This is a genomic window from Azospirillum melinis, from assembly GCF_013340935.1.
GTDB classification, from domain to species: Bacteria; Pseudomonadota; Alphaproteobacteria; order Azospirillales; family Azospirillaceae; genus Azospirillum; species Azospirillum melinis.
Genome location: NZ_WHOS01000030.1, coordinates 64,373 through 87,854 on the forward strand (window position 1 = coordinate 64,373; position 23,482 = coordinate 87,854).

A 23,482-nucleotide genomic window follows, 5' to 3' on the forward strand; every position below is an offset into this window, starting at 1 on the left:
TCCTGATCGGCGCCACGGGGGGCGCGCCTTCTCATGTCTCGGATGGAGACATAGAACGGGAGAGGCCGTCCGCAAACCGCCTCTCCCGCCCAATCACCTGTGAACCGAATTCCCAAATCGAAGGCTTCGGAGCCTCACATCAGCTTGTCGAGCGTGATCGGCAGGTCGCGGATGCGCTTGCCGGTGGCGTTGTAGACGGCGTTGGCCACCGCGGCGCCGACGCCGGTGATGCCGATCTCGCCGATGCCGCGGGCACCCATTGGCGCCTGCGGGTCGGGGATGTCGGTGTAAAGGATCTCGATGGCGGGAACGTCCATCTGCACCGGCACGTGATAGTCGGCGAGCGAGGCGTTGACGATGCGGCCGGTGCGCGGGTCGAAGTTGGTCTCCTCGGTCAGCGCCAGCCCGATTCCCATGATGATGCCGCCCTTGAACTGGCTGGTCGCCGTCTTGGCGTTGAGGATGCGGCCGGCATCGAAGGAGCCGAGGAAGCGCGAGACACGGACCTCGCCGGTGATCTCGCTGACCCGGACCTCGCAGAACTGCGCGCCGTAGGAATGCATCGAGAAGGCTTCCATCTCCGCCGGCGGCGGGGCTTCGGCCTCGCAGACCAGCTCGCCGCGTCCCGCCCGGCGCAGGATCGACTCATAGCTTTCGAAGCGCGCAGCATCGTCGCGGTGGCCGATGCCGCCGTCCCGCGTCTCGACATCGGCCAGCGACAGGCCGGCCAGCGGCGAATCGTTGCCGGCGAGCTTCAGCAGCTCCTCGACGAAGACCTCCGTCGCGGCGATGACGGCGCCGCCGATGGACGCCGTCTGCGTCGAGCCGCCGGCGATCACCCCGCGCGGCAGGGTCGTGTCGCCATACTCGAAGGTGACGTTGTCGAGCGGCACGCCGAGCCGGGCGGCGATGTGCTGGACCTGCGCCGTCGCTGTGCCCATCCCCATGTCGTGGACCGCGGTCGAGACGGTGACCTGCCCGCCGGCCGTCAACCTGATCCGCGCCGCGCCGCCGGGAAAGCGGTGATAGGGGTAGGTCGCCGTGGCGCAGCCCATGCCAATCAGCCATTCGCCGTCCCGCCGCTGGCGTGGCGCCTTGCTACGGCGCTCCCAACCGAACCGTTCGGCACCCTTCTCATAGGCGTCGATCAGGTGGCGGGAGGAGAAGGGCTTGCCGCTGGTCGGGTCCTTCTCCGGCTCGATCCGCCGCCGCAGCTCGATGGGATCGAGGCCCAGCTTGTCGGCAAGCTCGTCGATGGCGCATTCCAGCGCGAAGGTGCCGACGGACTCGCCGGGCGCCCGCATGAAGGTGTTCGCCAGCATGTCCATGTCGGCGACCTCCTGGGCCAGCCGGACCGACTTGGCGGCATAGAGGTGGCGCGTCGGGAAGGTGAACTGCTCGGGGCAGGAGTTGTGCGCGGTCATCGCCGCGATGCCGGTGTGGATCAGCGCGTCGAGCCTGCCGTCGGCGCTGGCGCCCAGCGCCACCCGCTGCTCCGTCAGCGTCCGGCCGCCGACGATGCGGAACACCCCCTCGCGCGACAGCATGATGCGCACCGGCCTCCCGGCGAGTTTCGCGGCGGCGCAGGCGAGGATCTGGTGGTCCCACAGGCATTTGCCGCCGAAGCCGCCGCCGACATAGGGGGAGGAGACGCGGACCTTGTCCGCCTCCAGCCCGAAGATGTCGGCCAGCTGCCCGGCGGTCAGGTCGAGAAGCTGGCTGGCGTCATGCACCCGCAGCTCATCGCCGGTCCAGGCGACGGTCGCCGCATGCAGTTCGATGGCGTTGTGGTTGTGGCGCGGCGTCCGGTAGATCTGGTCCACCTGAACCGCCGCCCCCTTCAGCGCCCCCTCGGCATCGCCGATCTCGACCACCGGCGGCTGGCCCAGGATGTTGTCGAGCTGGCGCGGCGTCTTCCTGGCCTCGTCGAATGAGGTCACCGCCGGCAGCGGCGCATAGCCGGCCGTCACCAGCGAGGCGGCATAATCGGCCTGCTCCTGCGTCTCGGCGAGGACGACGGCGATGGGCTGGCCGTTCCAGTGGATCTCGTCGGTCTGCATGACCGGCAGGTCGCTCGCCCCGGCGGCGGTCGGCGACGACATCATCAGCGACGGCGCTTTCATCCGCGGCGCATTGCGATGGGTCATCACCAGCACGACGCCGGGCGCCGCTTCGGCCGCCGCGGTGTCGAGCGCCGTGATCCGCCCGCGCGGGATGGTGCTGAAGGCGAGTGCGGCGTAGCAGAGACCCTCATAGGGGAACTCGGCGGCGAAGCGCGCCTTGCCCTGGACCTTCAGCGGCCCTTCGATGCGCGAAACCGGCTGGCCCAGCGCGCCACTCCCCTGGGCGCCATGCTTGCGCAGCAGAGGATCCTGCGTGACCGCCGGCTGCCAGCGGCCGGGCCGGGAAGCGGCGGCGTCGGAGTGCGCGCTCATGCCTCGTCTCCTGTCAGGTCGCCGAGGACGGCGACGATGGTCCGTTTCGCCAGCTCAATCTTGAAGCCGTTGTCGCGAAGCCCGGTCGCGGCGGCGAGTTCCACCTCCGCGGCGGCGCGGAAGCTCTCCGGATTGGCCGGCCGGCCCTTCAACGCGGCTTCGGCCGCCGAAGCCCGCCACGGCTTGTGGGCGACGCCGCCGAGCGCCAGCCGCACGTCGCGCACCGTCCCGTCCTCGGCAAGATCGAGGGCGGCGGCGACCGACACCAGCGCGAAGGCATAGCTGGCACGGTCGCGCACCTTGCGGTAGGTCGAGCGGCGGGCGAAGGGCAGGGGCGGGATCTCCACCGCGGCGATCAGTTCGCCCGGCTTCAGCTCCGTCTCGATGTCCGGCCGGTCGCCGGGCAACCGGTGCAGGTCGGCAAGCGCGATGCTGCGCGGCCCGTCCGGCCCGTCCAGATGCACCGTGGCGTCGAGAGCTGCCAGGGCCACGCACATGTCGGACGGATGGGTGGCGACGCAGGCCGGCGAGGCGCCGAGGATGGCATGATAGCGGTTGAAGCCGTCGCGCGCGTCGCAGCCGGCGCCCGGCTCCCGTTTGTTGCAGGCCGCAGCAGTGTCGTAGAAATAGCGGCAGCGCGTGCGTTGCAGGATGTTGCCGCCGACCGTCGCCATGTTGCGGATCTGGGCGCTGGCCCCGGCGAGGATCGCGCGGGCCAGCAGTGGATAATGCGTGCGCACATGGCTATCTGCGGCCAGCGCGGTGTTGGTCGCCGACGCCCCGATCAGCAGGCCGCCGTCGGCGCGCGGCTCGATCCCGTGCGGCAGGCCGGTGACGTCGACCAGCATCTCCGGCCGTTCGACCGTCTCGCGCATCAGATCGACCAGATTGGTGCCGCCGCCGAGATAGCGCGCCGCGGCATTGCCTTTCGCCAATCCAATGGCGGCCGCCGCGTCGGCGGCCCGTTCATAGCTGAAGGGGTTCATGCCCGTGCCCCTTCCTGCATCTTGCCCAGCGTTTCGGAGATGGCCTCGACGATGCCGTTGTAGGCGCCGCAGCGGCAGAGATTGCCGCTCATGCGTTCGCGCAGTTCGGTCTCGTCGACGGCGACGCTGTCCGCCGACAGGTCGGCGGTGACGACGCTCGGGATGTTGCGCTCGATCTCGCGCGCCATGCCGATGGCGGAACAGAGCTGGCCGGGCGTGCAATAGCCGCACTGGAATCCGTCATGCTCGACGAAGGCCTGCTGCAACGGATGCAGGGTGCCGTCGCTGCCCAACCCTTCGACGGTGGTGATGCTGCGGCCCTGGTACTGCACCGCCAGCGCCAGACAGGAATTGATGCGTTCGCCGTCGACCAGCACGGTGCAGGCGCCGCAGGCGCCCTGGTCGCACCCCTTCTTGGTGCCGGTGAAACCCAGACTGTTGCGGAGGAGGTCGAGCAGCGAGCTGCGGATGTCCGCCTCGACCTCGACGCTTTGGCCATTGATGGTGAAGTTCATCAGCGCATTCCCCATGACGGAACGGGTCCTGCCCGATGGCAGACCCTGGCCCGCCCCCGCCTTGCGGGCGGATTGAGCCGGCCTGTCAACCGTCAACGGCGCTGGAAATCACGCTGGCTTGGCAAAAGATCTTCCAGCCTGGGAAAATCTCCCTCTCCCCCCCCGGGGGAGAGGGTCGGGGTGAGGGGGATGCATAGCGTGGATTATTTGGAGCGGGGAGTGCGCGGTTCTTGAAGATCCTCCCAACGCGACCCCCTCACCCTAATCCTCTCCCCGGGGGAGAGGGGATTATCGCCGGGGCTCCGGACGCTCAAATCCGCTGTTCGGTCTTCGGGTCGAACAGGTTGGCGCGCGCCATGTCGATCATGAAGTCGGCGGTCCCGCCCTCCGCCACCCGGTCGCTCGGCTTGATGCGGGCGACCACCTCATGGCCATTCAGCTCGACATAGGTGATGGTGTCGGCCCCGGTCGGCTCCAGCACATTGACGCCGCAGGCGACCTTCACCAGCGCCGGGTTGCCGGCGGCGATCGCCGGGTCATAGCAGGTGATGGCCTCCGGCCGGATGCCCAGGATCACCTCCTGGCCCAGCCAGCTTCCGGCCTGTTCCGGCGCCTGGAACAGCGGCAGGAAGCCGTTGCGCTCGCGCCCGATGCTGACGCCCAGCCGGTCGCCCTCGGCCGACAGCGTGCCGCGCACGAAGTTCATGGTGGGGGAACCGATGAAGCTCGCCACATACATGTTGGCGGGGCGCTCGTAGACCTCCTGCGGCGGGGCGAACTGCTGGACGACGCCCTCCTTCATGATGGCGATGCGGCTGGCCAGCGTCATCGCCTCGATCTGGTCATGGGTGACATAGACCACTGTGGTGCCGAGCCGCTGATGCAGCTTCTTGATCTCGGTGCGCATGTCGACGCGCAGCTTGGCGTCCAGGTTGGACAGCGGCTCGTCGAACAGGAACACCTTGGGGTCGCGGACCAGGGCGCGGCCCATGGCGACGCGCTGGCGCTGGCCGCCCGACAGCTGCGCCGGCTTGCGGTCGAGCAGATGCTCGATCTGCAACAGCCTGGCGACGCGGCGGACGGCGCCCTCGCGCTCCGGCTTGGCCTGCCCGCGCATCTCCAGCGAGAAGCCGATGTTCCGCGCCACCGTCATGTTGGGGTAGAGCGCGTAGGACTGGAACACCATGGCGATGTCGCGGTCCTTGGGATGAACCTCGTTGACGACGCGCTGGTCGATGCGGATCTCGCCGGCGCTGATCGTCTCCAGCCCGGCGATCATGTTGAGCAGGGTGGATTTCCCGCAGCCCGACGGACCGAGCAGGACGAGGAATTCGCCGTCCGTCAGGTCCAGGTCGATGCCCTTCAGGACCTCGACGCTGCCATACTGCTTGCGGACGTTGTTGATGCTGAGAGTCGCCATCGGAAGATCACCCCTTGACGGAGCCGGCGGTCAGACCGCGGATGAAGTATTTCCCGGCGAGCACATAGACGACGAGGGTGGGCAGGCCGGCGATCATCGCCGCCGCCATGTCGACGTTGTACTGCTTCACGCCGGTGGTGGTGTTGACGAGGTTGTTCAGCGCGACCGTCACCGGCTGTGCGCCGCCCGCCGCGAAGGACGCCCCGAACAGGAAGTCGTTCCAGATCTGGGTGAACTGCCAGATGATCGTCACCACCAGGATCGGCAGCGACAGCGGCAGCATGATCTTGGTGAAGATCTGGAAGAAGCTGGCGCCGTCGATGGTCGCGGCCTTCACCAGATCGTCGGGGATGCTGACATAATAGTTGCGGAAGAACAGGGTGGTGAAGGCGAGCCCGTACACCACATGCACCAGGATCAGCCCTCCGGCACTGCCGGCCAACCCGAGGAAGCCCAGCGTCTGCGCCATCGGCAGCAGGATCACCTGCGACGGCAGGAAGCTGCCGAACAGGATCATGCCGAAGACGATGTTGGCGCCGCGGAACCGCCACTTGGTCAGGGCATAGCCGTTCAGCGCCCCGAAGAAGGTGGAGATGATCACCGCCGGCCCGACGATGACCAGGGAGTTGAGGAAATAAGGGGCCATGCCCCGGCAGTCGGCGCCGATGCAGGCGCGGTTCCAGGCATAGCTCCAGGCATCCAGGCTGAAGTCGCGCGGCAGCGACAGCAGCGACCCGGTGCGGATTTCCTCCGGGCTCTTGAAGGAGGTGGCGATCATCAGCAGCAGCGGCAGCAGGTAATAGGCCGCGAACAGCAGAAGGATCAGGTACAGGCTCCAGCGGGCGATGCGGGCGCCGGTGCCCTGCGCCGGCGGCAGGGCGGAGGTCAGGCTAGACACGCTTGCCTCCCTTCAGTTCGGAATAGAGGTAGGGCACGATGATCGCCACCACGGTCGCCAGCATCATCAGCGCGCTGGCCGATCCGATGGCGATCTGGTTGCGGCGGAAGGTCATCTCGTACATGAAGGTCGCCGGCAGGTCCGACGCATAGCCGGGACCGCCGCCGGTCAGCGCCACCACGAGGTCGTAGCTCTTGACCGCGAGGTGGGCGAGGATGACGAAGGCGCTCATGAACACCGGCCGGATCGACGGCAGGACGATGCCCCAATAGATGCGCGGCAGGCTGGCGCCGTCGAGATAGGCCGCCTTGATGATCTCCTGGTCGACGCCGCGCAGTGCGGCCAGGAACAGCGCCATCACGAAGCCGGAGCTTTGCCAGACCGCGGCGATCACCAGCGTGTAGACGGCGGTGTCCTGCTGGACGATCCAGTCGAAGGTGAAGCCGGGAAAGCCCAGGTCGCGGACGAACTGCTGGACGCCGATGCCGGGGTTGAGGATCCATTTCCAGGCGGTGCCGGTGACGATGAAGCTGAGCGCCATCGGGTAGAGATAGATGGTGCGCAACGCCCCTTCGCCGCGGATGCGCTGGTCGAGCAGCACCGCCAGCAGGATGCCGACGATCAGGCTGATGCCGATGAACAGCCCGCCGAAGATCAGCAGATTCTCGATGGCGACATACCAGCGCTCGATCCGCCACAGCTTGGAGAAGGCATCGGCGCCGACCAGCTCGTAGGACGGCAGCATCTTCGAATTGGTGAAGCTGATATAGACCGTCCAGACGATGAAGCCGTAGACGAACAGCAGGATCGCCGCGAAGGACGGGGCGACCACCAGCTTCGACAGGTGCCGCTGCGCCAGCGCGCGCAGCCCGCCCGACTTGGGCGGGGTGGCGCTGCCGGGGGCGGCCTCTTCTCCGGCTGCCGGCCGGTAGGATGGGGTCTGCAAGGTCATGGTGCGAGCCTCATCGGCTTTCGGGCCGGCTTTCGGGCCGGCGTCGCACACGGATGCAGGTCGCGCATGTCGGTTCCCTCCCGTGACGCGTTGCTGTTGGACCGCTGCAAGACGGTCGTTCGCTTGGCGGTCACTGTACGCTGCCGATGATGGGCGGGGCGGACAATTTGGTAACGCGGCGCTTTCCCGGCGCCCGTGTTGTTACGTGGCTGTTACACAGAGGTGCGCCCGGCCGGCCGGGGCGATGCTATGCCGATGCGGGCGCTGTTGCGCCGGGGCCGCGCGGACGCCATGGTCTGTCGGATAAGCCTTTTGCGAAGAGGACACTGGACGATGAAGAGCCTGTCGGTCGGTCTGCTGGGTTTTGGCCTTGCCGGGTCGGTGTTCCACGCGCCGCTGATCCGCAGCGAACCTCGTATGCGCCTGACGGCGGTCGCCAGCTCGCGCATCGACGACATCCGCCGCGCTGCACCAGGGGCGGCGGCGACGACGGCCGAGGCGGTGATCGCCGACCCCACCATCGACCTCGTGGTGATCGCCACCCCCAACACCAGCCACGCCCCCCTGGCCCGCGAGGCCCTGCTGGCCGGCAAGCATGTGGTGATCGACAAGCCGATGGCGACCACCGCGGCGGAGGCCGGCGAACTGATCGACCTCGCCGAGCGGCAGGGGAGGCTGCTGACCGTCTTCCACAACCGGCGCTGGGACAACGACTTCCTGACCCTGCGCGCCTGCCTGGAGGCGGGCGAGATCGGCCGCCCCTATCACTACGAGGCGCATTACGACCGCTTCCGCCCGCAGATCAAGCAGGGCTGGCGCGAACGGACGCTGCCCGGCTCGGGGGTGCTGTTCGACCTCGGCGCCCACCTGATCGATCAGGCGGTGACCCTGTTCGGCATGCCCGACCGCATCCTCGCCGATGTCGGCGCGCAGCGGCCGGACGCGCAGGTCGACGACTGGTTCCACATCGTATTGGGCTATGGGCCGATGCGGGCGATCCTGCATTGCGGAACGGTGGTCTGCCGGCCGGGGCCGCGCTTCCAGCTGCATGGCGATGGCGGCAGCTTCCTTAAGCATGGCATCGACGGGCAGGAGGAGGCGCTCCGCGCCGGCCGGCTGCCGACCGAAGCCGGTTGGGGCACCGACGATCCCGAGAATCACGCCCTGCTGGTCCGGGCCGACGGGACGGAGCGCCGGGTGGAGACGCTGCGTGGCGACTATCCCGCCTTCTACCGCGGCGTGGCCGCCGCCATCCTCGACGGCGCACCGCCGCCGGTGACCGCCGGGCAGGCGCGCGACGTGCTGAGCGTGCTGGAGGCGGTGCGCAAGGCGGCGGGACTGCCGGCCTGATGGAACTCTGACTCCGCCCCTTAACTCCGCCAGGGCACCACGCCCGGCGGCAGGCGGCGGCCGAACCTGCCGGCGGCGAGCATCGCGGCCAGCACCACCAGGATGGCGATGACGCCGAGGGCTGCGCCCAGCGTCGGGCTGCCGCCTTCCTCCAGCGCATAGACGACGACGCCCAGCGTTTCCCGCCCCTGCGACCACAGCAGGATGGAGACGGTCAGCTCGTTGAAGGCGGTCAGGAAGACCAGCAGCCCGCCGGCCGCCGCCGCCGGGGCGACCAGCGGCGCCACCACCGTCACCAGCCGCCGCAGCGGTCCGGCCCCCAGCGCGCGGGCGGCCTCCTCCACGGTGGGGTCGAGTGCCGCGCAGGCCGCCTGCACCGGCCGCAGGGCCAGCGGCAGGAAGCGGACCAGATAGGCCGCCAGGATGATCCACAGCGTGCCGTACAGGCTGACGCCCAGCCCCGGCAGCGGTTTCAGGAACAGCAGGATGCAGCCGATGCCCAGCACCACCCCCGGCACGGCATGCGGCAACTCCACCAGCACGCCGACCGCCCGCGCGATCCGCCCGCTGCCGCCACTCAGCGCCATCGCATGGGCCAGCGGCACCGCCAGCAGGGCCAGCAGCGCTGCGGCCGATCCCGACAGCAGCAGCGAATTGGCGAAGGCCCGCCCGACCTGATCGAGCGTCAGCACCTCGCGGTAATGGGACAGCGTCAGCGTGCCGAAACCGATGGGCAGGCCATAGACGCTGACGAGGCTGGTCGCCAGCAGCGCCGTCAGCGGTGCCGCGACCAGCAGCGTCAGCACGCTCCAGGCCAGCAACTCCACCGGCGCGCGGGTCGCCCCGAGCGGCAGCTCGGCCAGCGGCCGGGCACCGCCGGGCAGGCGGCTGGCGATGCGTGCCTGGAGGATGGTCTGGAGGGCTATGCCCAGACAGGCGACGATGCCGATCAACGCCGCCAGCACCGCCACCTCCGGCAGGGCAGACGGCCCGAAGCCGGCCAGCCGCCGGTAGATCAGCGTCGGCAGCATCGGAATGCCGGCCGGCACGCCGAGCAGCGCCGGCACCCCGAAATTCCCCAGCGCCGCGACGAAGGCCATGGCGAGCCCGGCGACCAGCCCCGGCAGGCAGAGCGGCAGCACCACGCCGCGCACCGCCCGCCACGGCCCGGCACCGGATGCCCGCGCCGCCTCCAGCACGTCGCCGGGAATGGCGCGCAGCGCCGCGCGCAGGGCGAGGAAGACCAGCGGCGCATGCTCGATCCCCATCACCAGGATCATGCCGGCGGACGACTGCACCGGGTTCGCCGTGCCGACCGGGGGAGCCAGCCCAAGCGGCTTCAGGATCGGGCTGCCCGACCCGGCGAGGTGGGTCCAGGCCATCGCGACGATCTGCGGCGGGATCATCAGCGGCAGGATCAGGGCGAAGCTCATCGCCGTGCGGGCGCGCAGATTCGTCAGTCCGATCAGCAGGGCGAACGGCCCGCCGATCAGCGCCGCCGCAAGCGTGGCGCCGGCGGCAATGGCGATGCTGTTGGTGGTGGCCCGCCACGTGGCGGGGGAGTTCAATACGCGGTCCAGCACCGTGGCGTCGCCGGCCTCCCACAGCAGGCGCAGCACGGGCAGCAGCACCAGCAGGCCGACGAGCAGGAAAAAGCCCTCTCCCGTCCTTCGGCCACCCGCCAAAATCCCCCTCTCCCCCCCGGGGAGAGGGTCGGGGTGAGGGGGATGCATGGTGTGGATTTTCACAGACGGATCGGGGTACGCGATTCTTGTGGATCCTCGCAACGTATCCCCCTCACCCTAACCCTCTCCCCAGGGGGGAGAGGGGATCCTTCGCGATCCGCAAGCCTCACTTCACCCGCCGAACAGGTCGGCGAAGGCGCGCTTGTTGGCCTCGTCCTCGGCCAGCGCCTTGGCCGGGTCGTAGGGCAGCAGCGTGATGCCGGCCGGATCGGGGAAGCCCGGCGGCGGGTTCACCCCCGGCAGCGCCGGCAGGAAGCCCTGGGCCGAGGCCAGCTCCTGCCCCTCGCGGCTCAGCAGGAAGTCGATGAAGGCCTTCGCCGCCGCCGGGTTCTTCGCGGTGCTGAGGATCGCCACCGGCTCGCTGACCGCGCTGACGCCCTCCTTGGGGAAGACGAAGGCGACGGGCGCGCCCTTCAGATGCTCGCGGATCGGCAGGTAATCGACGATCATGCCGTAGAGCTTCGCCCCGCCGGCCACGTCCTTCAGGATGCCGCCGTTGCCCTTGGCCGCGGTGACGCCGTTGCGCTGCAACGCCTCGTAATAGGCCATGCCCAGCGCCGGCTGTGCCTTGATCGACGCCATATGGATGGCGGCTGCGCCGGAATAGAGCGGGCTCGGCATCACCGTCGTGCCCTTGGCCTCCGGCTTCAGCAGATCCTGCCAGGAGGTCGGCTTCATCGCTGCGGCGGTGTTGTAGACGATGCCGGTGGTGATCAGCTTGGTGCCGAACCAGTAGCCCTGCGCATCGTGCGTGCCGGGGCGGTAGCCGGCGACCGGAGCGCCCTCATAGGCTTGCAGCCGCTTTTCCGCCTTCAGCGATTCCATTGTCACCGCGTCGGCGATCAGCAGCAGGTCCGGCTGCGGCGCCCCGGCGGTGAACTCGGCGCGCAGCTTGTTCATCAGCTCGGTGGTGCCGTTGCGGATCCACTCCACCTCGACGCCGGGGTTCTTCGCCTTGAAGGCCTCCACCGTCTGGCGGGCGTCCGGCTCCAGCTGCGAGGTGTAGAGCACCAGCTTGCCGGTGGCGCCGTCGGCCAGTGCCGCCTGTCCGAACGTGAGGGTCAGCACGGTGGCGAGGGTGGCGAGGAACGCCTTCATCTCTGTCGTCTCCGTTGGATCGGGGAGCCTTGTCTTACGCGATACCGATGACAGGCGCGTGACAATGGACGGAAAGGTCCAGATCAATCAATAGGGGCTGGCAATCGGGGCTAGTCGATCAGCTTTCCGTCCTTGAAGAAGGGATAGGGGCCGTCATAGTCGCCGACCATCGCGGTGTGGCTGACCACCCCGGTGTCGGCGCGCCACATGTGGATCTGATAGCCCGGCGGCTCCATCACGAAGGCCGACGGCGCGTCGTCGCGCAGGTCGAGCGCCACCTGATGCGCCGTGGACGGCGCGGTCGAGGCGATGGTGCCGGCCCAACGCACCTGGATCGGCCGGTGGAGATGGCCGCACAGCACCCGCTCCACCTGGGGATGGCGGCGGACCACCGCGGCCATGTCCGCCGCCCCGCTCAGCCCCAGCCGGTCCATATGGCCGATGCCGGTATCGAAGGGCGGGTGATGCTGGAAGACGATGGTCGGCCGGTCCGGCTGTTCGGCCAGCCGCGCGTCGAGCCAGCCCAGCCGCTCGGCGCAGACCTCGCCCGCGCCGGAGCCGGGCAGGACGGTGTCCATGGCGATCAGCCGCACCGGCCACTCCTCCACAGTGTAGTGGAAGAAACGGCTGCCGCCGACACGCGCCGCCAGATCGGGGAAGGCTTTGGCCAGCCCGGCGCGCTCGTCATGGTTGCCCGGCACCGCGAAGAGCGGGATGTCGAGCGGGCGCAGCAGGCCGAGCAGCCGCTCATACTCCTCGGCATCGCCGGCATCGACGAGGTCGCCGGTGGCGAGGATGACGTCGGGGCGCGGGGTGAGCGCCAGGATGGCGGCGACGGCACGTTCCAGGAAGGGGGCGGTGTCGACGCGCCGGTAGGCGAGGCGGCCGGGCGGCTTGATGTGGGTGTCGGTGATCTGGACGATGATCATGGATGGGCCTTTTGAGGGCTTGAGTGTTCGTTCGCGAGCGTTACGGAACCGCCAGCACCCTTGCCGGATCGACCCGCAGCCAGACCCGGTCGCCGCGGCCCAGTTCGCTGCGCCCGGCGGCGTCCACCGTCAGCGCCGGCCCATCCGCCGGCTCCACCACCAGCCGGGTGCGGTCGCCCAGGAACACCGCGGCGGCGACGGTGCCGCCCAGATGCCCGTCGGCCTCGCCGGCCAGCGCCAGATCCTCCGGCCGGACCAGCAGCTCCACGGCACCCTCCGGCCCGCTCCAGGGCAGCGTCGCCGACCCGATGGACAGCGTGCCGCCGCGTGACAGTCCGCCCAGCCGGTTCATCGTGCCGATGAAGTCGGCGACGAAACCGTCCGCCGGCTGGTAATAGATCTCGCGCGGCGTGCCCACCTGCGCCACCCGGCCCTTGGCCATCACGACGATGCGGTCGCCCAGCGCCATCGCCTCGCCCTGGTCGTGGGTGACATAGACGGCGGTGATGCCCAGCCCGCGCAGCAGCCGGTCGATCTCCAGCCGCAGACTGTCGCGCAGCTTGGCGTCCAGCGCCGTCAGCGGCTCGTCCAGCAGCAGCACGCGCGGCCGCACCACCAGGGCGCGGGCCAGGGCCACCCGCTGCCGCTGTCCGCCCGACAGCTGGTCGATCCGCCGCCCGGCGAACTCGCCGAGATGCATCAGATCCAGCATCTCCTCCACCCGGCGCCCGCGGTCGGCGCGGGCAATTTTGCGCACCTTCAGCCCGTAGGCGACGTTTTCCGCCACCGTCATGTTGGGGAACAGGGCGTAGCTCTGGAACACCATGCCGACATTGCGCCGCTCGATGGGAAGCGCCGTAACGTCCTCCTCGCCGAACAGCACGCGGCCGTCCGGATCGGGGCTTTCCAGCCCGGCGATGATGCGCAGGGTCGTGGTCTTGCCGCAGCCGGAGGGCCCCAGGAAGACGATGGTCTCGCCGCCGCGGATGGTCAGGTCCAGCGGCTCCAGCGCGCGGGCGCCGCCGGCGAAGGTCTTGCCGCAGCGCTCCAGGCGGATCGGCACGGCGTCGAGGTGGAAGCTGTTCTGCATCACGCTGTCTGGCATTGTGGAGAAGACCTCAAACGGACGGACGGCCGCGCCTGAACAGACCCTGCATCAGGATCAGGCTCGGCACAATCATCAGGAAGAAGACGAGGGTGTAGGCGCTGCCGATCTCGATCCGCAGCGAGGCATAGCTGTCGGCCAGCCCGACCGGCAAGGTCTTGGTCAGCGGCGTGTGCAGCAGCCAGGTCAGGTTGAATTCGCCGACCGACAGGGTCAGCACCATCAGCGACCCGGCCAGGATGCCGGAGCGGCAGTTGGGCAGCACCACCGTGGCGAAGCGGCGCAGGAAGCCGGCGCCCAGGCTGGCCGCCCCCTCCTCCAGCGTCGTCAGATCGATGGAGCCCATCACCGCCAGCACGGCACGCACCATGAAGGGCAGGGTGAACAGGACATGGCCGATCAGGATGAACAGCCAGCTGCTGCGCAGGTCTCCCACGCCGCCATAGGTGACGATCAGCGCCAGCGCGGTGGCGAGGCCGGGGATGGCGACCGGCATCATCAGCATCTCCTCCACCAGCCGGGCGATCCGGCCGGGGCGCCGCGCCAGCGCATAGGCGGCGGGCACGCCCAGGACCAGCGTGCAGGCCAGACAGGCGAAGGCGATCTGCAGGGACAGTAGGATCGTGCCGGAATAGACCCGCAGAACCTCGTCCACCCAGTGCAGGGTCAGGCCGCTCTTCAGGCCCACGAAATAGTTGGCGGTCAGCCCGGCCAGCATCGACATCGCCATCGGAACGGTCAGCAGGGCGCAGACCAGCAGGGTGAAGCCCAGTTGCAGCCAGAAGCCCCAGCCGCGGCGGTTCGAAAGACTGTGCATCGCCGTCACCCCGCCGCCGCAACCGACGTGCCGGCGACGCTGCGCGCCACCGCCAGCGCCGCCCAGGTGATGAGGCCGAGCAGGACGCTGAGCGCCGCCGCCGCGGCGATGTTCGCCTGGAGCGTGAATTCGGTGTAGATCGTCATCGGCAGCACATTGATCCGGGTGGCGAGCGTGAAGGCGGTGCCGAACGCACCCATCGAAGTGGCGAAGCACAGGGCACCCGCCGAGATCAGCGCCGGTTTCAGCGCCGGCAGGATGACGTCGGCGACCACCCGCCAGGAGGATGCACCCAGCGAGCGCGCCGCCTCCTCCAGCCGCGGGTCCAGCTTCTCCGCCGCCGCCATCACCGTCAGGATGACGCGCGGGATCGAGAAATAGACGTAGCCGAGGAACAGCCCGGCCATCGAATAGGCAAACACCAGCTTCCCCGCCCCCAGCGCCTGGGTGATGGTGCCGATCAGCCCCTGCCGCCCGGCCAGCATGATGACCATGAAGCCGATGACCACGCCGGGAAAGGCCAGCGGAAAGGTCAGCAGCGCCACCAGCAGGGCATGGCCAGGAAAGCGGTTGCGCACCAGGAACAGCCCGGCAACGGTCGACACCGCCAGCGTCACCAAAGTCACCCCCGCCGACAGCGCCAGCGTGGAGATCAGGCTGTCGAGATGGCCGGAATCGGCCAGCGTGGTCAGATAGGCCGACCACCCCGCCGTCCCGCCGGCACCGATCAGGATCAGCCGGACCAGCGGCAGCAGGAAGAAGGCGGCGAACACCGCCGCCGCCGGCGCCAGCAGGGCCGCCAGCCGCAGCGGTTCACCCGTCCACCCCGGCCGGACCGGCGGACGGGCCGCCGGCCGGTGGGGGAGGGGGGCGTCCTGCACGCAGGCGCTCACTTCACCTCCGCCTGATAGCGGTCCATGAAGCCCTTCTGCGCCTCGGCCATGCGCACCAGATCGACCGGCTTGGCGCGGGCATAGTCGGCGGCCGGCAGGAACTTGGCCGCGGTCTCCGGCGACATCGCCTCGGCGCGCACCGGGCGCATGAAGGCGTTGGCCCACAGGGTCTGGCCCTTGTCGGACAGCACATAGTCCAGCACCTTCTTCCCGTTGTCCGGGTTCGGGCCGTTCTTGACCAGCGCCATCACATAGGGGACCGACACCGTGCCTTCCGTCGGGATGACGAAGGCGATCGGCGCCTTGTCGGTGTATTTGGCGCGGTAGGCATTGAAGTCATAGTCGATCAGGATCGGAATCTCGCCCGACAGCACGCGGGCGTAGGAGGTCTGCTTCGGCACGATGGGCTGGTTCTTCTGCAAGTCCCTGAACCAGCCGACCGCCTTGTCGAAGCTGCCGTAATCGCCGCCCAGCGCCAGATTGACCGCCACCGCGCCGACATAGCCGACGGCGGCGCTGGTCGGATCGAGATAGCCGACCATGCCCGAATAATCGGGCTTCAGCAGGTCGGCCCAGCTCTGCGGCACCGGCTTGCCGCCCAGCGCCTCGGTGTTGACGAAGAAGCCCAGCGTGCCGCTGTGGATGGCGAACCAGTTGCCGTCGGCATCCTTCATCCCGTCGGGGATGTCGGCCCAGCCCGCCGGCTTGTAGGGGGTAACGATGCCGGCCGCCTTGGCCTGGATGCCGACCGGCCCGCCGAGATAGGCGACGTCGGCCACCGGCTTGTCCTTCTCCGCCAGCATGGCGGCCATCGCCTGGCCCGAGTTCTTGTTGTCGAACGGCACGGCGATGCCGAGATCGGCCTTGATCGCCTTCAGCTGCGACGCCCAGTCGGCCCATTCCGGCGGGCAGTTGTAGCAGATGGCGGTCGGTTCCGCGGCTGCGGCGGGCGTCACCACGGTGGTCAAGGCGGCGGCCAGCGCGGCAGCGCCCAATAGAAATGGGCGGGGCAGGAGCGGCTTGAACATGATCCGGGGGTTCTCCGTTCAGGAAGCGCTTAAGTCGTTTTGGACGGTGCCGGTCCGAGCGATTCGCCCGGCCGCAGGGTGAAGGGCAGCATCACGGCGCGGCCCTGCAATTCGCCGGAAAAGCCGGTGCGCAGGCATTCGAAGGCGGTGGCGCCCATGGCGCGGGCCGGCTGCACCAGGGTGGCAAGGCTTGGCGCCATCAGCCGCCCGACCTCGATGCCGTCGAATCCGCAGACCGACAGGTCGTCCGGCACCGACAGGCCAAGGTCGCGTAAGGCCCGGATGGCAGCGAGCGCCAGCATGTCGTTGGAGGCGAAGAAGGCCGTCGGCCGCTCCGGCCCCTCCAGCAGGGGCGCCAGCCGGTGGGCCAGCCGCAGCTCGTTGAAATCGACCTCCACCACCGGTCCCGGCGGCAGCCCGGCATCGGCGAGCGCCGCCGACCAGCCGGCATGGCGCCGGCGCGAGCGGTCGGACTGGCGGAACCGCCCGGCGATCATGCCGATGCGCCGGTGGCCCAGCACCGCCATCCGCTCCACCACCGCGCGGGAGGCCGCGACATTGTCGACGGACACATGGGCGCGCGGCACCCGTTCCGGCTGGTTGTAGGCCAGCACATAGGGCAGCCGCACCTCGTCCAGCGTGTCGAGCGACCCGCTGCGGTCGGCATCGGCGACGGTCAGCACCAGCCCTTCGACCCGGTTGGACAGCAGCCCTTCGATGGCGCGCACCTCCCGCCCCGGATCGTAGTCGGTGGAGGCGATCAGCACGCTGTAGCCGGCCTCCGCCGCCGCGTCCTGGATGCCGGCGACGCTTTCGGCGAAGACGGGATTGGTCAACGACGGCACCAGCACGCCGACGGTGCGGGTGCGCGCCGCCTTCAGGTTGCGGCCGATGGTGCTGGGTCGGAAGGACAGGTCGGAGGCGGCCGCGCGGACCTTCTCCATGGTTTCCGGCGTGGCGTTGCCGCTGCCGTTGAGGACGCGCGACACGGTGGCGATGGACACCCCGGCACGCGCCGCCACGTCACGGATCGTCGCCACGCGGTCCATCGCGCGTCCGTCCGCCAGCCGTCCATCGCCCGCCCGCATCCCGCCCCGCACCATCCGCCACCCATGTTCCAGGCTGTTGTTTCCGGCGCCGGCCGATCCGGCGCGGGTGCAGAGTGGCGGCGCTGTGTTGCAATCGCATGACGCCGTGAAAACGGTTTCGTGAAGAATGGAAACGTTTCCATCGCTCCGGATCGGCAGGAGCACTGCCCTCCGAAGGCAGTGGTCGCAGAGCTGACGGGCTCGTCCGCAAGCCGTCGAAAAAACTATGATTTTTGTGTTTGCGTCCCCGAATGGCTTGGGCTATGTTGCGCCTCCACCAGCGATGGACCCGTAGCTCAGCTGGATAGAGCGCTGCCCTCCGAAGGCAGAGGTCATGAGTTCGAATCTCGTCGGGTCCGCCATCGATTTGCGCTAGAGCGTTGATTTAACAGTCAAATCCGCTCTAGCGCGTTTCGCCTCTTCTCTCAGATTTTCCACATTTTTGATTGTCAGCGCACAGCGGTACTGTGCGCTCGTTCGGCGTTCGCTGTTCGCCGCGAAGGAACTTCATCCCCGTCGATCAGGGCTTCAGGCTCAGAGCGCCGAAGCCTGCAAAATTCCGCCTCTACGTGCTGCGACAAAAATCCCGCGTATGCATGCGAAATTTTACATCATTGTGGTGGACAGAAGCTTACCCATTTCGCACAATACCTTTAGGTTGCATGAACGCAACGTAGATCTTTTTTCTCTAATGGATTGATGTCCGTACTGCGTGTATCGGGCAAAGGAGATATTGGAATGGGCAGAAATCCGTCCTGGCCAGATGTAAATGCCACATTTTTTCGTTCCTCATTGGCGTGGAAGCTTCCAGCAGGGACAGTTACCTTCGCACCCAGTACATCAAGTACATATGAGGCAATTGGAACTGTATCTGGGATGCAGCCTGCTTCAAATGGTAGGTTTGTGACCGTTAGGATGAGATCTGACGCGGTATACAATATATCATTTGACGTTCCGGAAAATAAAACTATGCCGCTTTATGACTCATCAGGTTACTTACTTGATGTAAACAAAAATTCACTCGGGCTTTATCTGGAATCTTATAATCCTACTCAAATAAAGTCATTCAAGCCAGAATATAGCGGTCTTTATTATATTAGCATCGTTAGTTCATCAAGAACTGATAATGCCTTTTTGGCTCTGACCGTTACCGAGGATATCGGGGGCGATTCGAAAAATACGCCGGAAACGGTCGTCGACTCGGGGCGCCCGATCTACCGGTTCTTCAACATGTCGACCGGAACCCATTTCTTCACCTCTTCAGAGGGTGAACGCGATAATATTTACAAAAATTTCAACAACTTCTCTTATGAAGGTCCAGCCTTCAATGCGGCGACAGCCACGACGTCTGACCCGATCACGGTGTACAGATTCTTCAACAAGCGTACTGGCACCCACTTCTTCACGTCGAGCGAAGGTGAACGGGACAACGTAATCGCCAATTCTTCGGACACCTATTCGTTCGAAGGGGAGGCTTACAAGGCTCTGTCTTCCGACAGCACCAACCCGAATGCCAAATCCCTCTACCGGTTCTTCAACAAAACCAACGGAACTCATTTTTATACGGCCAGTGAGGTCGAACGCGACAGCATCATCAAGACCTCATCGGCCACCTATAACTTCGAAGGTGTCGCCTACAAGGTCCTGGATTCCACTGTTCCTCCGGCGGGTGCGCCGATGGCCCAGGCTGTCGCCATGCCGCCGCAGGGCGAGGCCGCCTTGCAGGCCGGTGTCGTCGACGCCGCTCCCGCCGATCTGACGGCGGCCATCGGCGGATTGCAGGCTGCCGACCCACAGCCGGTGGCCTTCGGCGCCGGTGCAGTCGCCAGCGATTCGACCGGCGGCTTTGTCGGCCTGTTCCCGCAGCAGCGGAGCGACTGGGCCGCGATGTTCGCCGCCTGATGCTGCCGGCCCCCGCTCCGACCGGGGCGGGGGCTTTTGCAGGAATGCGCCGGCATCGCCCCCTCACCGGTCCTCCCGCACCTGGGCGTGGTTGATCAGCGCCACCAGCCCGACGCCGCCCAGCACGTTGCCGATCAGCGACGGCAGCAGGAAGCCGAAGGCATAGCGGCCCCAGCCGATCTCGCCGGACATGGCGGCGAAGGACACCTCCACCGATCCCGCAATGACATGGGCGAATTTGCCGAGCGCGATCAGCCAGGTCAGCGCGACGATGACGAAGAAGCGCGCCTGTCCGACCGACGGCGTGATCCAGACCAGCAGGGCGATCAGCCAGCCGGCCAGAATCCCGTGCAAGGTCGTCGTCATGAAATCCGACCGCGCGGCGGTGGTCCCCAGCTCGACGAAGGCGGCGCGCAGTTGCGGGGAGAAGGCCTCCGTCCCCACGGCGAAGGCGGAGAACAGCAGGGTGCCGGCGACGTTGGCGGCGAAGACCAGCGCCCACAGCCGCACCACCGCCGTCAGGGTGCCGGCCGACCAGCGGTGCAGCAGGGGCAGGATCACCGTCAGCGTGTTCTCGGTGAACAGCTGCTGGCGGCCGAGGATGACGATCAGGAAGCCGAAGCAATAGCCGAAGCTGGCGATCAGCGGCCGCCAGGGCTCGTCCGGCAAATGGGTCGTCAGCAACGCCTCGCCCACCATGGAAAAGCCCATCGACAGCCCGGCCGCCAGACCGGACCACAGAAGGGAGGAGGTGGACCGCTTCAGCTCTTCCTGCCCCTCCAGCCGGATCGCTTCGTGCAGGATCAGGGCCGGCGGGTTGGACCGCTCCCTGATCTCCTCCCGTTCATCCTGGTTCAGGCCGGTGTCGCTGGTGTCTGGCAAGGGCGGTGTCCTGGCAGCGGTGGTCCCGCACCAGAACAGCCGTCACCGCAAGGCGTTGCGGAAGGCGATGCGATCCGGGGCCTTATTCGGCTGCGCTCGATTCCGCCAGCAGCCGCGGATCGTGTTCCTCATCGACGAAGCGCCCGCGGATCGCCACCATGACGTCGAGCCTGTCGAGGAACACCGTCACCAGTTCGGGATCGAAATGGAGGCCGGCCTGCTCCCGCATGAAGGTGACGACTTTTTCCAGCGGCCAGGGCTCCTTGTAGGGGCGCGCGGACAGCAGGGCGTCGAACACGTCGGCGATGGCGACGATGCGGCCGGACAGAGGGATTTCGGTGCCGCGCAGGCCGGCGGGATAGCCGGTGCCGTCCCATTTCTCGTGATGCGTCCCGGCGATCTCGGCAGCGAGGTCGAGCAGGGGCAGCCCGCTGCCGGCCAGCAGCCGCTGTCCGATGCTGGCGTGCCGGCGCATGATCACCCATTCCTCAGGCTCGAGCCGGCCGGCCTTCAGCAGCACCTGGTCGGGGACGCCGATCTTGCCGATGTCGTGCAGGGGGGCCGCCTCCAGCACCTGCGCGGCATAGTTGGCGGTGCAGCCGGCGGCGAGCGCCAGCTGATGGGAGATCTGCGCCATGCGCGCGACATGCTGGCCGGTCTCGTTGTCGCGGAATTCGCCGGCGCTGCACAGGCGGCGGATGATCTCGCGCTGGTTCGCCTCCAGTTGCAGGCGCGCCGCCTCCAGCTCCAGGTTGGCAATGCGCAGGGCGGCGGCCTCGCGCGCCGACGCGGCGGAAACCTTGCGGTCGGCCATGGCCGAGACCAGCGCCAGCAGCAGCAGGCCGAAGGCCGCCACCGCCACCACCGCGGCCAGGGGACCGCTGGACACGCCGTCGCCCAGGCTGCCGTCCGCCGCCATCAGGGTTGGATCGACCTGCACCACCAGGGCCGCCATGCCGGTGTAGTGCATGCCGCAGACGGCCACCGCCATCACCAGGGCGGCCAGCGTGCGTTCCAGCAGGCGGTGGATGCGGGTGGCCAGCCACAGCCCCGCGGCGGCGGCAGCGGCGGCGATGGCGACCGACAGGCCCCACAGGGTGGGTTCGTAGGCGATGCGGGCCGGCAGCACCATCGCCGCCATGCCGAGATAATGCATCGTCGCCACGCCAAGCCCGACGATGACGCCGGCCGCGGCGATGGTGGCGGGGGAGCGGCGGCGCTGGATGATGCGGAAGCCGACGGCGACGAAGGCGACCGAGGTCACCAGCGACAGCAGGGTCTTCACCGGATCGTAGGCGATCGGCGTGTCGATGGTCAGCGCCAGCATGCCGATGAAATGCATGGCCCAGATGCCGCCGCCCAGCGCCGCCGCGGCGCAGCCCTGCCACATCATGCGGGCGGCGCCGTCCGTCCGGTGCATCCGCTCCGCCATGTCCAGCGCGGAGTAGGAGGCGAAGGCGGCGACGGCATAGGACAGGGCCACCAGCCAATGGTCGTGGGAGAACGGCAGGCCGGACGCCGTCGTGAAGCACAGTCCGGCCAGTTGGATCGACATCCACCACACTCCTGAAAAACACCTGACCGCCGCCGACCGTCGTGCCGCCGATCTTCGATATAACCCGTCCAACCGGCCGGGCTTCAAGAAGCGGGAAACCCCAACTCCGACGGTCGGGTATCGGGCGGCACCGGTCAACGTCCGGTAGTTAGCTAAAAAGCTATCTTTATTTGACCGGTGTCAAGAGCATAGGAGTCGATAGAACGCCAGGCCGAAGCACTGTGCATTTGGTGCTCCGCCAAGCCTCCGTTTATACGAAACGGAAGCCTGGCGGTCGGCGGAAGGTAGGATGCGGTCAGGCGTCGGCGAAGACCATCGGCTGGCGGGCACGGGCCTCGCGTTCGCGCTCCAGGCGGCTCGGCGCCTCGACCCAGGCGATTCGTAGGATATTGGTCGATCCCGGCATGCCGAACGGCACGCCGGCGGTGATCACCAGCCGCTGCCCCTCCTCGGCCAGCCCATGCACATAGGCCAGCCGCGCCGCCTTGTGCACCATGTCGGAGAAGCTCTGGACATCCTCCGTCAGCACGGCGTGGACGCCATAGGCCAGCACCATCCGGCGGGCGATGGCGGCGCTCTCGGTCAGGCAGAGGATCGGCACCTCCGGCCGTTCGCGAGCCGCCCGCAGCGTGGTGGAGCCGCTGGTGGTGTAGGTGGCGATGGCCGCCGCCTTCACCGTATGGGCGACCTGACGGGCGGCGGCGGTGATGGCGTCCGATTCCGTCTGTTCCGGGTCGGCATGCTGCGCATCCATCAGGCCGCAGTAGAGCGGGTCCCCCTCCACCCGCCGGGCGATGCGGTCCATGATCGACACGGCTTCGACCGGATAGTCGCCGGATGCGGTCTCGGCCGACAGCATGACGGCATCGGCGCCGTCGAACACCGCGGTGGCGACGTCCGACGCCTCGGCCCGGGTCGGGGCGGGGGCGGAGATCATCGATTCCAGCATCTGCGTGGCGACGATCACCGGCTTGCCGGCCGAACGGGCGGCGCGGATGATCCGCTTCTGGATCGACGGCACGTCTTCCGGCGGCATCTCCACGCCCAGGTCGCCGCGCGCCACCATGACGCCGTCCGACATCTCGACGATGCGGTCGAGATGCTGGATCGCCTGCGGCTTCTCCAGCTTCGACAGCAGGGCGGCCCGGCCGGCGATCAGCTTGCGTGCCTCCGCCACGTCCTCCGGCCGCTGGACGAAGCTCAGCGCCACCCAGTCCACCCCCTGGTCGAGGGCGAAGTCCAGGTCGGCGCGGTCCTTGGGCGTCAGCGGCGACAGCGGCAGCACCACGCCCGGCACGTTGACGCCCTTGCGGTCCGACAGCTTCGTGCCCGACACCACGACCGTCTCGGCGAAATCGGCGCCGCAGGCGGTCACCCGCAGCCGCACCTTGCCGTCGTCCAGCAGCAGTTCGGCATCCGGCACCAGGGCGGCGAAGATCTCCGGATGGGGCATGCCGACGCGGCGGGCGTCACCCGGCTCGGCCAGCAGGTCGAGGCAGAAGGACTGGCCGGCGGTCAGCGTCACCGGCCCGTCGGCGAAGCGGCCCAGCCGCAGCTTGGGCCCCTGGAGGTCGGCCATGATGGCGATGGGGCGGCCGGTCTCCTCCTCCAGCGCACGGATGGCGCGGACGCGCTCGCCATGGTCCTGGTGGCTGCCATGGCTGAAATTCAGGCGGAAGACGTCGACGCCGGCTTCGAACAGGCGGCGGATCATTTCGGGCGAGGAGGAGGACGGACCCAGCGTGGCGACGACTTTCGTCTGCCGGTAACGGCGGATCGGCTTGGCGGTGCTCATGGCGTAACGGACTCCGAAGGAGAGAATGGGCCACCGTGCGTGCGGGGCAGGGGGCGAAAGCGGGCGGGGGCTTGCTCTTATACACATCT

Annotated in this window: 19 protein-coding genes and 1 tRNA gene; 3 read left to right on the top strand and 17 right to left on the bottom strand. The window is 68.1% G+C overall.

Annotated features, from left to right (window positions below; translation table 11 throughout):
* Window positions 1-134 precede the first annotated feature (134 nt).
* The 6 genes from GBZ48_RS21285 to GBZ48_RS21310 all read right to left on the bottom strand — a co-directional run bounded on the left by GBZ48_RS21285 (window position 135) and on the right by GBZ48_RS21310 (window position 7,206).
* Window positions 135-2,435 (bottom strand): xanthine dehydrogenase family protein molybdopterin-binding subunit, encoded by a 2,301-nt coding sequence (locus GBZ48_RS21285; protein ID WP_174472829.1) that lies wholly within the window; start codon window positions 2,433-2,435, stop codon window positions 135-137.
* Window positions 2,432-3,421: an FAD binding domain-containing protein gene (locus GBZ48_RS21290; protein WP_174472830.1), complete on the bottom strand. Its 990-nt coding sequence runs from the start codon at window positions 3,419-3,421 to the stop codon at window positions 2,432-2,434. The genes GBZ48_RS21285 and GBZ48_RS21290 overlap by 4 nt, the downstream gene beginning before the upstream one ends.
* Complete coding sequence (locus GBZ48_RS21295; RefSeq protein ID WP_174472831.1) at window positions 3,418-3,936, bottom strand: 2Fe-2S iron-sulfur cluster-binding protein; 519 nt, start codon at window positions 3,934-3,936, stop codon at window positions 3,418-3,420. Before GBZ48_RS21295 ends, GBZ48_RS21290 begins: the two co-directional genes overlap by 4 nt.
* A 310-nt stretch (window positions 3,937-4,246) precedes the next feature.
* Window positions 4,247-5,356: an ABC transporter ATP-binding protein gene (locus GBZ48_RS21300; protein WP_174472832.1), complete on the bottom strand. Its 1,110-nt coding sequence runs from the start codon at window positions 5,354-5,356 to the stop codon at window positions 4,247-4,249.
* 7 nt (window positions 5,357-5,363) lie between these two features.
* Entirely contained in the window at window positions 5,364-6,254 is an 891-nt protein-coding gene (locus tag GBZ48_RS21305) for a carbohydrate ABC transporter permease (RefSeq protein ID WP_174472833.1), read from the bottom strand.
* Window positions 6,247-7,206 (bottom strand): carbohydrate ABC transporter permease, encoded by a 960-nt coding sequence (locus tag GBZ48_RS21310; protein ID WP_174472834.1) that lies wholly within the window; start codon window positions 7,204-7,206, stop codon window positions 6,247-6,249. Before GBZ48_RS21310 ends, GBZ48_RS21305 begins: the two co-directional genes overlap by 8 nt.
* A 333-nt stretch (window positions 7,207-7,539) precedes the next feature.
* Between GBZ48_RS21310 and GBZ48_RS21315 the strand changes: the two genes are divergently transcribed.
* Window positions 7,540-8,556 carry an oxidoreductase gene (locus GBZ48_RS21315; RefSeq protein WP_174472835.1) on the top strand — a complete coding sequence of 339 codons (1,017 nt, stop codon included), beginning with the start codon at window positions 7,540-7,542 and terminating at the stop codon, window positions 8,554-8,556.
* A 20-nt stretch (window positions 8,557-8,576) separates the two neighbouring features.
* Here GBZ48_RS21315 and GBZ48_RS21320 read toward each other — a convergent pair whose 3' ends face one another.
* The 8 genes from GBZ48_RS21320 to GBZ48_RS21355 form a co-directional block, all read right to left on the bottom strand.
* Complete coding sequence (locus tag GBZ48_RS21320; RefSeq protein WP_246307360.1) at window positions 8,577-10,241, bottom strand: ABC transporter permease; 1,665 nt, start codon at window positions 10,239-10,241, stop codon at window positions 8,577-8,579.
* A gap of 171 nt (window positions 10,242-10,412) precedes the next feature.
* Complete coding sequence (locus GBZ48_RS21325) at window positions 10,413-11,399, bottom strand: ABC transporter substrate-binding protein (RefSeq protein WP_174472837.1); 987 nt, start codon at window positions 11,397-11,399, stop codon at window positions 10,413-10,415.
* A gap of 110 nt (window positions 11,400-11,509) precedes the next feature.
* Window positions 11,510-12,328 (bottom strand): phosphodiesterase, encoded by an 819-nt coding sequence (locus tag GBZ48_RS21330; RefSeq protein WP_174472838.1) that lies wholly within the window; start codon window positions 12,326-12,328, stop codon window positions 11,510-11,512.
* Window positions 12,329-12,368: 40 nt separating this feature from the next.
* Entirely contained in the window at window positions 12,369-13,418 is a 1,050-nt protein-coding gene (locus tag GBZ48_RS21335; RefSeq protein ID WP_174472851.1) for an ABC transporter ATP-binding protein, read from the bottom strand.
* Window positions 13,419-13,446: 28 nt separating this feature from the next.
* The gene (locus GBZ48_RS21340) at window positions 13,447-14,250 is read right to left on the bottom strand and encodes an ABC transporter permease (protein WP_174472839.1); all 804 of its coding nucleotides are present in this window, start codon (window positions 14,248-14,250) and stop codon (window positions 13,447-13,449) included.
* A 5-nt stretch (window positions 14,251-14,255) separates the two neighbouring features.
* A complete protein-coding gene (locus GBZ48_RS21345) occupies window positions 14,256-15,143 on the bottom strand; it encodes an ABC transporter permease (RefSeq protein WP_343049617.1) in 888 nt (295 codons plus the stop codon).
* On the bottom strand, window positions 15,140-16,171 hold the full coding sequence (locus GBZ48_RS21350; RefSeq protein ID WP_174472840.1) for an ABC transporter substrate-binding protein: 1,032 nt from the start codon (window positions 16,169-16,171) through the stop codon (window positions 15,140-15,142). Before GBZ48_RS21350 ends, GBZ48_RS21345 begins: the two co-directional genes overlap by 4 nt.
* A 29-nt stretch (window positions 16,172-16,200) precedes the next feature.
* On the bottom strand, window positions 16,201-17,259 hold the full coding sequence (locus GBZ48_RS21355; protein WP_246307361.1) for a LacI family DNA-binding transcriptional regulator: 1,059 nt from the start codon (window positions 17,257-17,259) through the stop codon (window positions 16,201-16,203).
* Window positions 17,260-17,544: 285 nt separating this feature from the next.
* On the opposite strand from GBZ48_RS21355, the gene GBZ48_RS21360 reads away from it, so the two are divergent.
* Window positions 17,545-17,621 (top strand) — tRNA-Arg (locus GBZ48_RS21360).
* Between the two features lie 607 nt (window positions 17,622-18,228).
* Window positions 18,229-19,161 carry a hypothetical protein gene (locus GBZ48_RS21365; protein ID WP_174472842.1) on the top strand — a complete coding sequence of 311 codons (933 nt, stop codon included), beginning with the start codon at window positions 18,229-18,231 and terminating at the stop codon, window positions 19,159-19,161.
* A gap of 63 nt (window positions 19,162-19,224) precedes the next feature.
* On the opposite strand, the gene GBZ48_RS21370 is transcribed toward GBZ48_RS21365, so the two are convergent.
* The 3 genes from GBZ48_RS21370 to pyk form a co-directional block, all read right to left on the bottom strand.
* Window positions 19,225-20,043 (bottom strand): formate/nitrite transporter family protein, encoded by an 819-nt coding sequence (locus GBZ48_RS21370; protein WP_174472843.1) that lies wholly within the window; start codon window positions 20,041-20,043, stop codon window positions 19,225-19,227.
* Between the two features lie 82 nt (window positions 20,044-20,125).
* The gene (locus tag GBZ48_RS21375) at window positions 20,126-21,598 is read right to left on the bottom strand and encodes an MHYT domain-containing protein (RefSeq protein ID WP_174472844.1); all 1,473 of its coding nucleotides are present in this window, start codon (window positions 21,596-21,598) and stop codon (window positions 20,126-20,128) included.
* A gap of 295 nt (window positions 21,599-21,893) precedes the next feature.
* Complete coding sequence (gene pyk, locus GBZ48_RS21380; RefSeq protein ID WP_174472845.1) at window positions 21,894-23,393, bottom strand: pyruvate kinase; 1,500 nt, start codon at window positions 23,391-23,393, stop codon at window positions 21,894-21,896.
* Between the last annotated feature and the right edge of the window lie 89 nt (window positions 23,394-23,482).

Coding starts and splice junctions, on each gene's coding strand:
- GBZ48_RS21290 (WP_174472830.1), bottom strand. CDS start 3,421: ATGAACCCCTTCAGCTATGAACGGGCCGCCGACGCGGCGGCCGCCATT.
- pyk (WP_174472845.1), bottom strand. CDS start 23,393: ATGAGCACCGCCAAGCCGATCCGCCGTTACCGGCAGACGAAAGTCGTC.
- GBZ48_RS21310 (WP_174472834.1), bottom strand. CDS start 7,206: ATGACCTTGCAGACCCCATCCTACCGGCCGGCAGCCGGAGAAGAGGCC.
- GBZ48_RS21300 (WP_174472832.1), bottom strand. CDS start 5,356: ATGGCGACTCTCAGCATCAACAACGTCCGCAAGCAGTATGGCAGCGTC.
- GBZ48_RS21335 (WP_174472851.1), bottom strand. CDS start 13,418: ATGCAGAACAGCTTCCACCTCGACGCCGTGCCGATCCGCCTGGAGCGC.
- GBZ48_RS21365 (WP_174472842.1), top strand. CDS start 18,229: ATGCCGCTTTATGACTCATCAGGTTACTTACTTGATGTAAACAAAAAT.
- GBZ48_RS21325 (WP_174472837.1), bottom strand. CDS start 11,399: ATGAAGGCGTTCCTCGCCACCCTCGCCACCGTGCTGACCCTCACGTTC.
- GBZ48_RS21355 (WP_246307361.1), bottom strand. CDS start 17,259: ATGCGGGCGGGCGATGGACGGCTGGCGGACGGACGCGCGATGGACCGC.
- GBZ48_RS21350 (WP_174472840.1), bottom strand. CDS start 16,171: ATGTTCAAGCCGCTCCTGCCCCGCCCATTTCTATTGGGCGCTGCCGCG.
- GBZ48_RS21285 (WP_174472829.1), bottom strand. CDS start 2,435: ATGAGCGCGCACTCCGACGCCGCCGCTTCCCGGCCCGGCCGCTGGCAG.
- GBZ48_RS21330 (WP_174472838.1), bottom strand. CDS start 12,328: ATGATCATCGTCCAGATCACCGACACCCACATCAAGCCGCCCGGCCGC.
- GBZ48_RS21295 (WP_174472831.1), bottom strand. CDS start 3,936: ATGAACTTCACCATCAATGGCCAAAGCGTCGAGGTCGAGGCGGACATC.
- GBZ48_RS21315 (WP_174472835.1), top strand. CDS start 7,540: ATGAAGAGCCTGTCGGTCGGTCTGCTGGGTTTTGGCCTTGCCGGGTCG.
- GBZ48_RS21375 (WP_174472844.1), bottom strand. CDS start 21,598: ATGTCGATCCAACTGGCCGGACTGTGCTTCACGACGGCGTCCGGCCTG.
- GBZ48_RS21340 (WP_174472839.1), bottom strand. CDS start 14,250: ATGCACAGTCTTTCGAACCGCCGCGGCTGGGGCTTCTGGCTGCAACTG.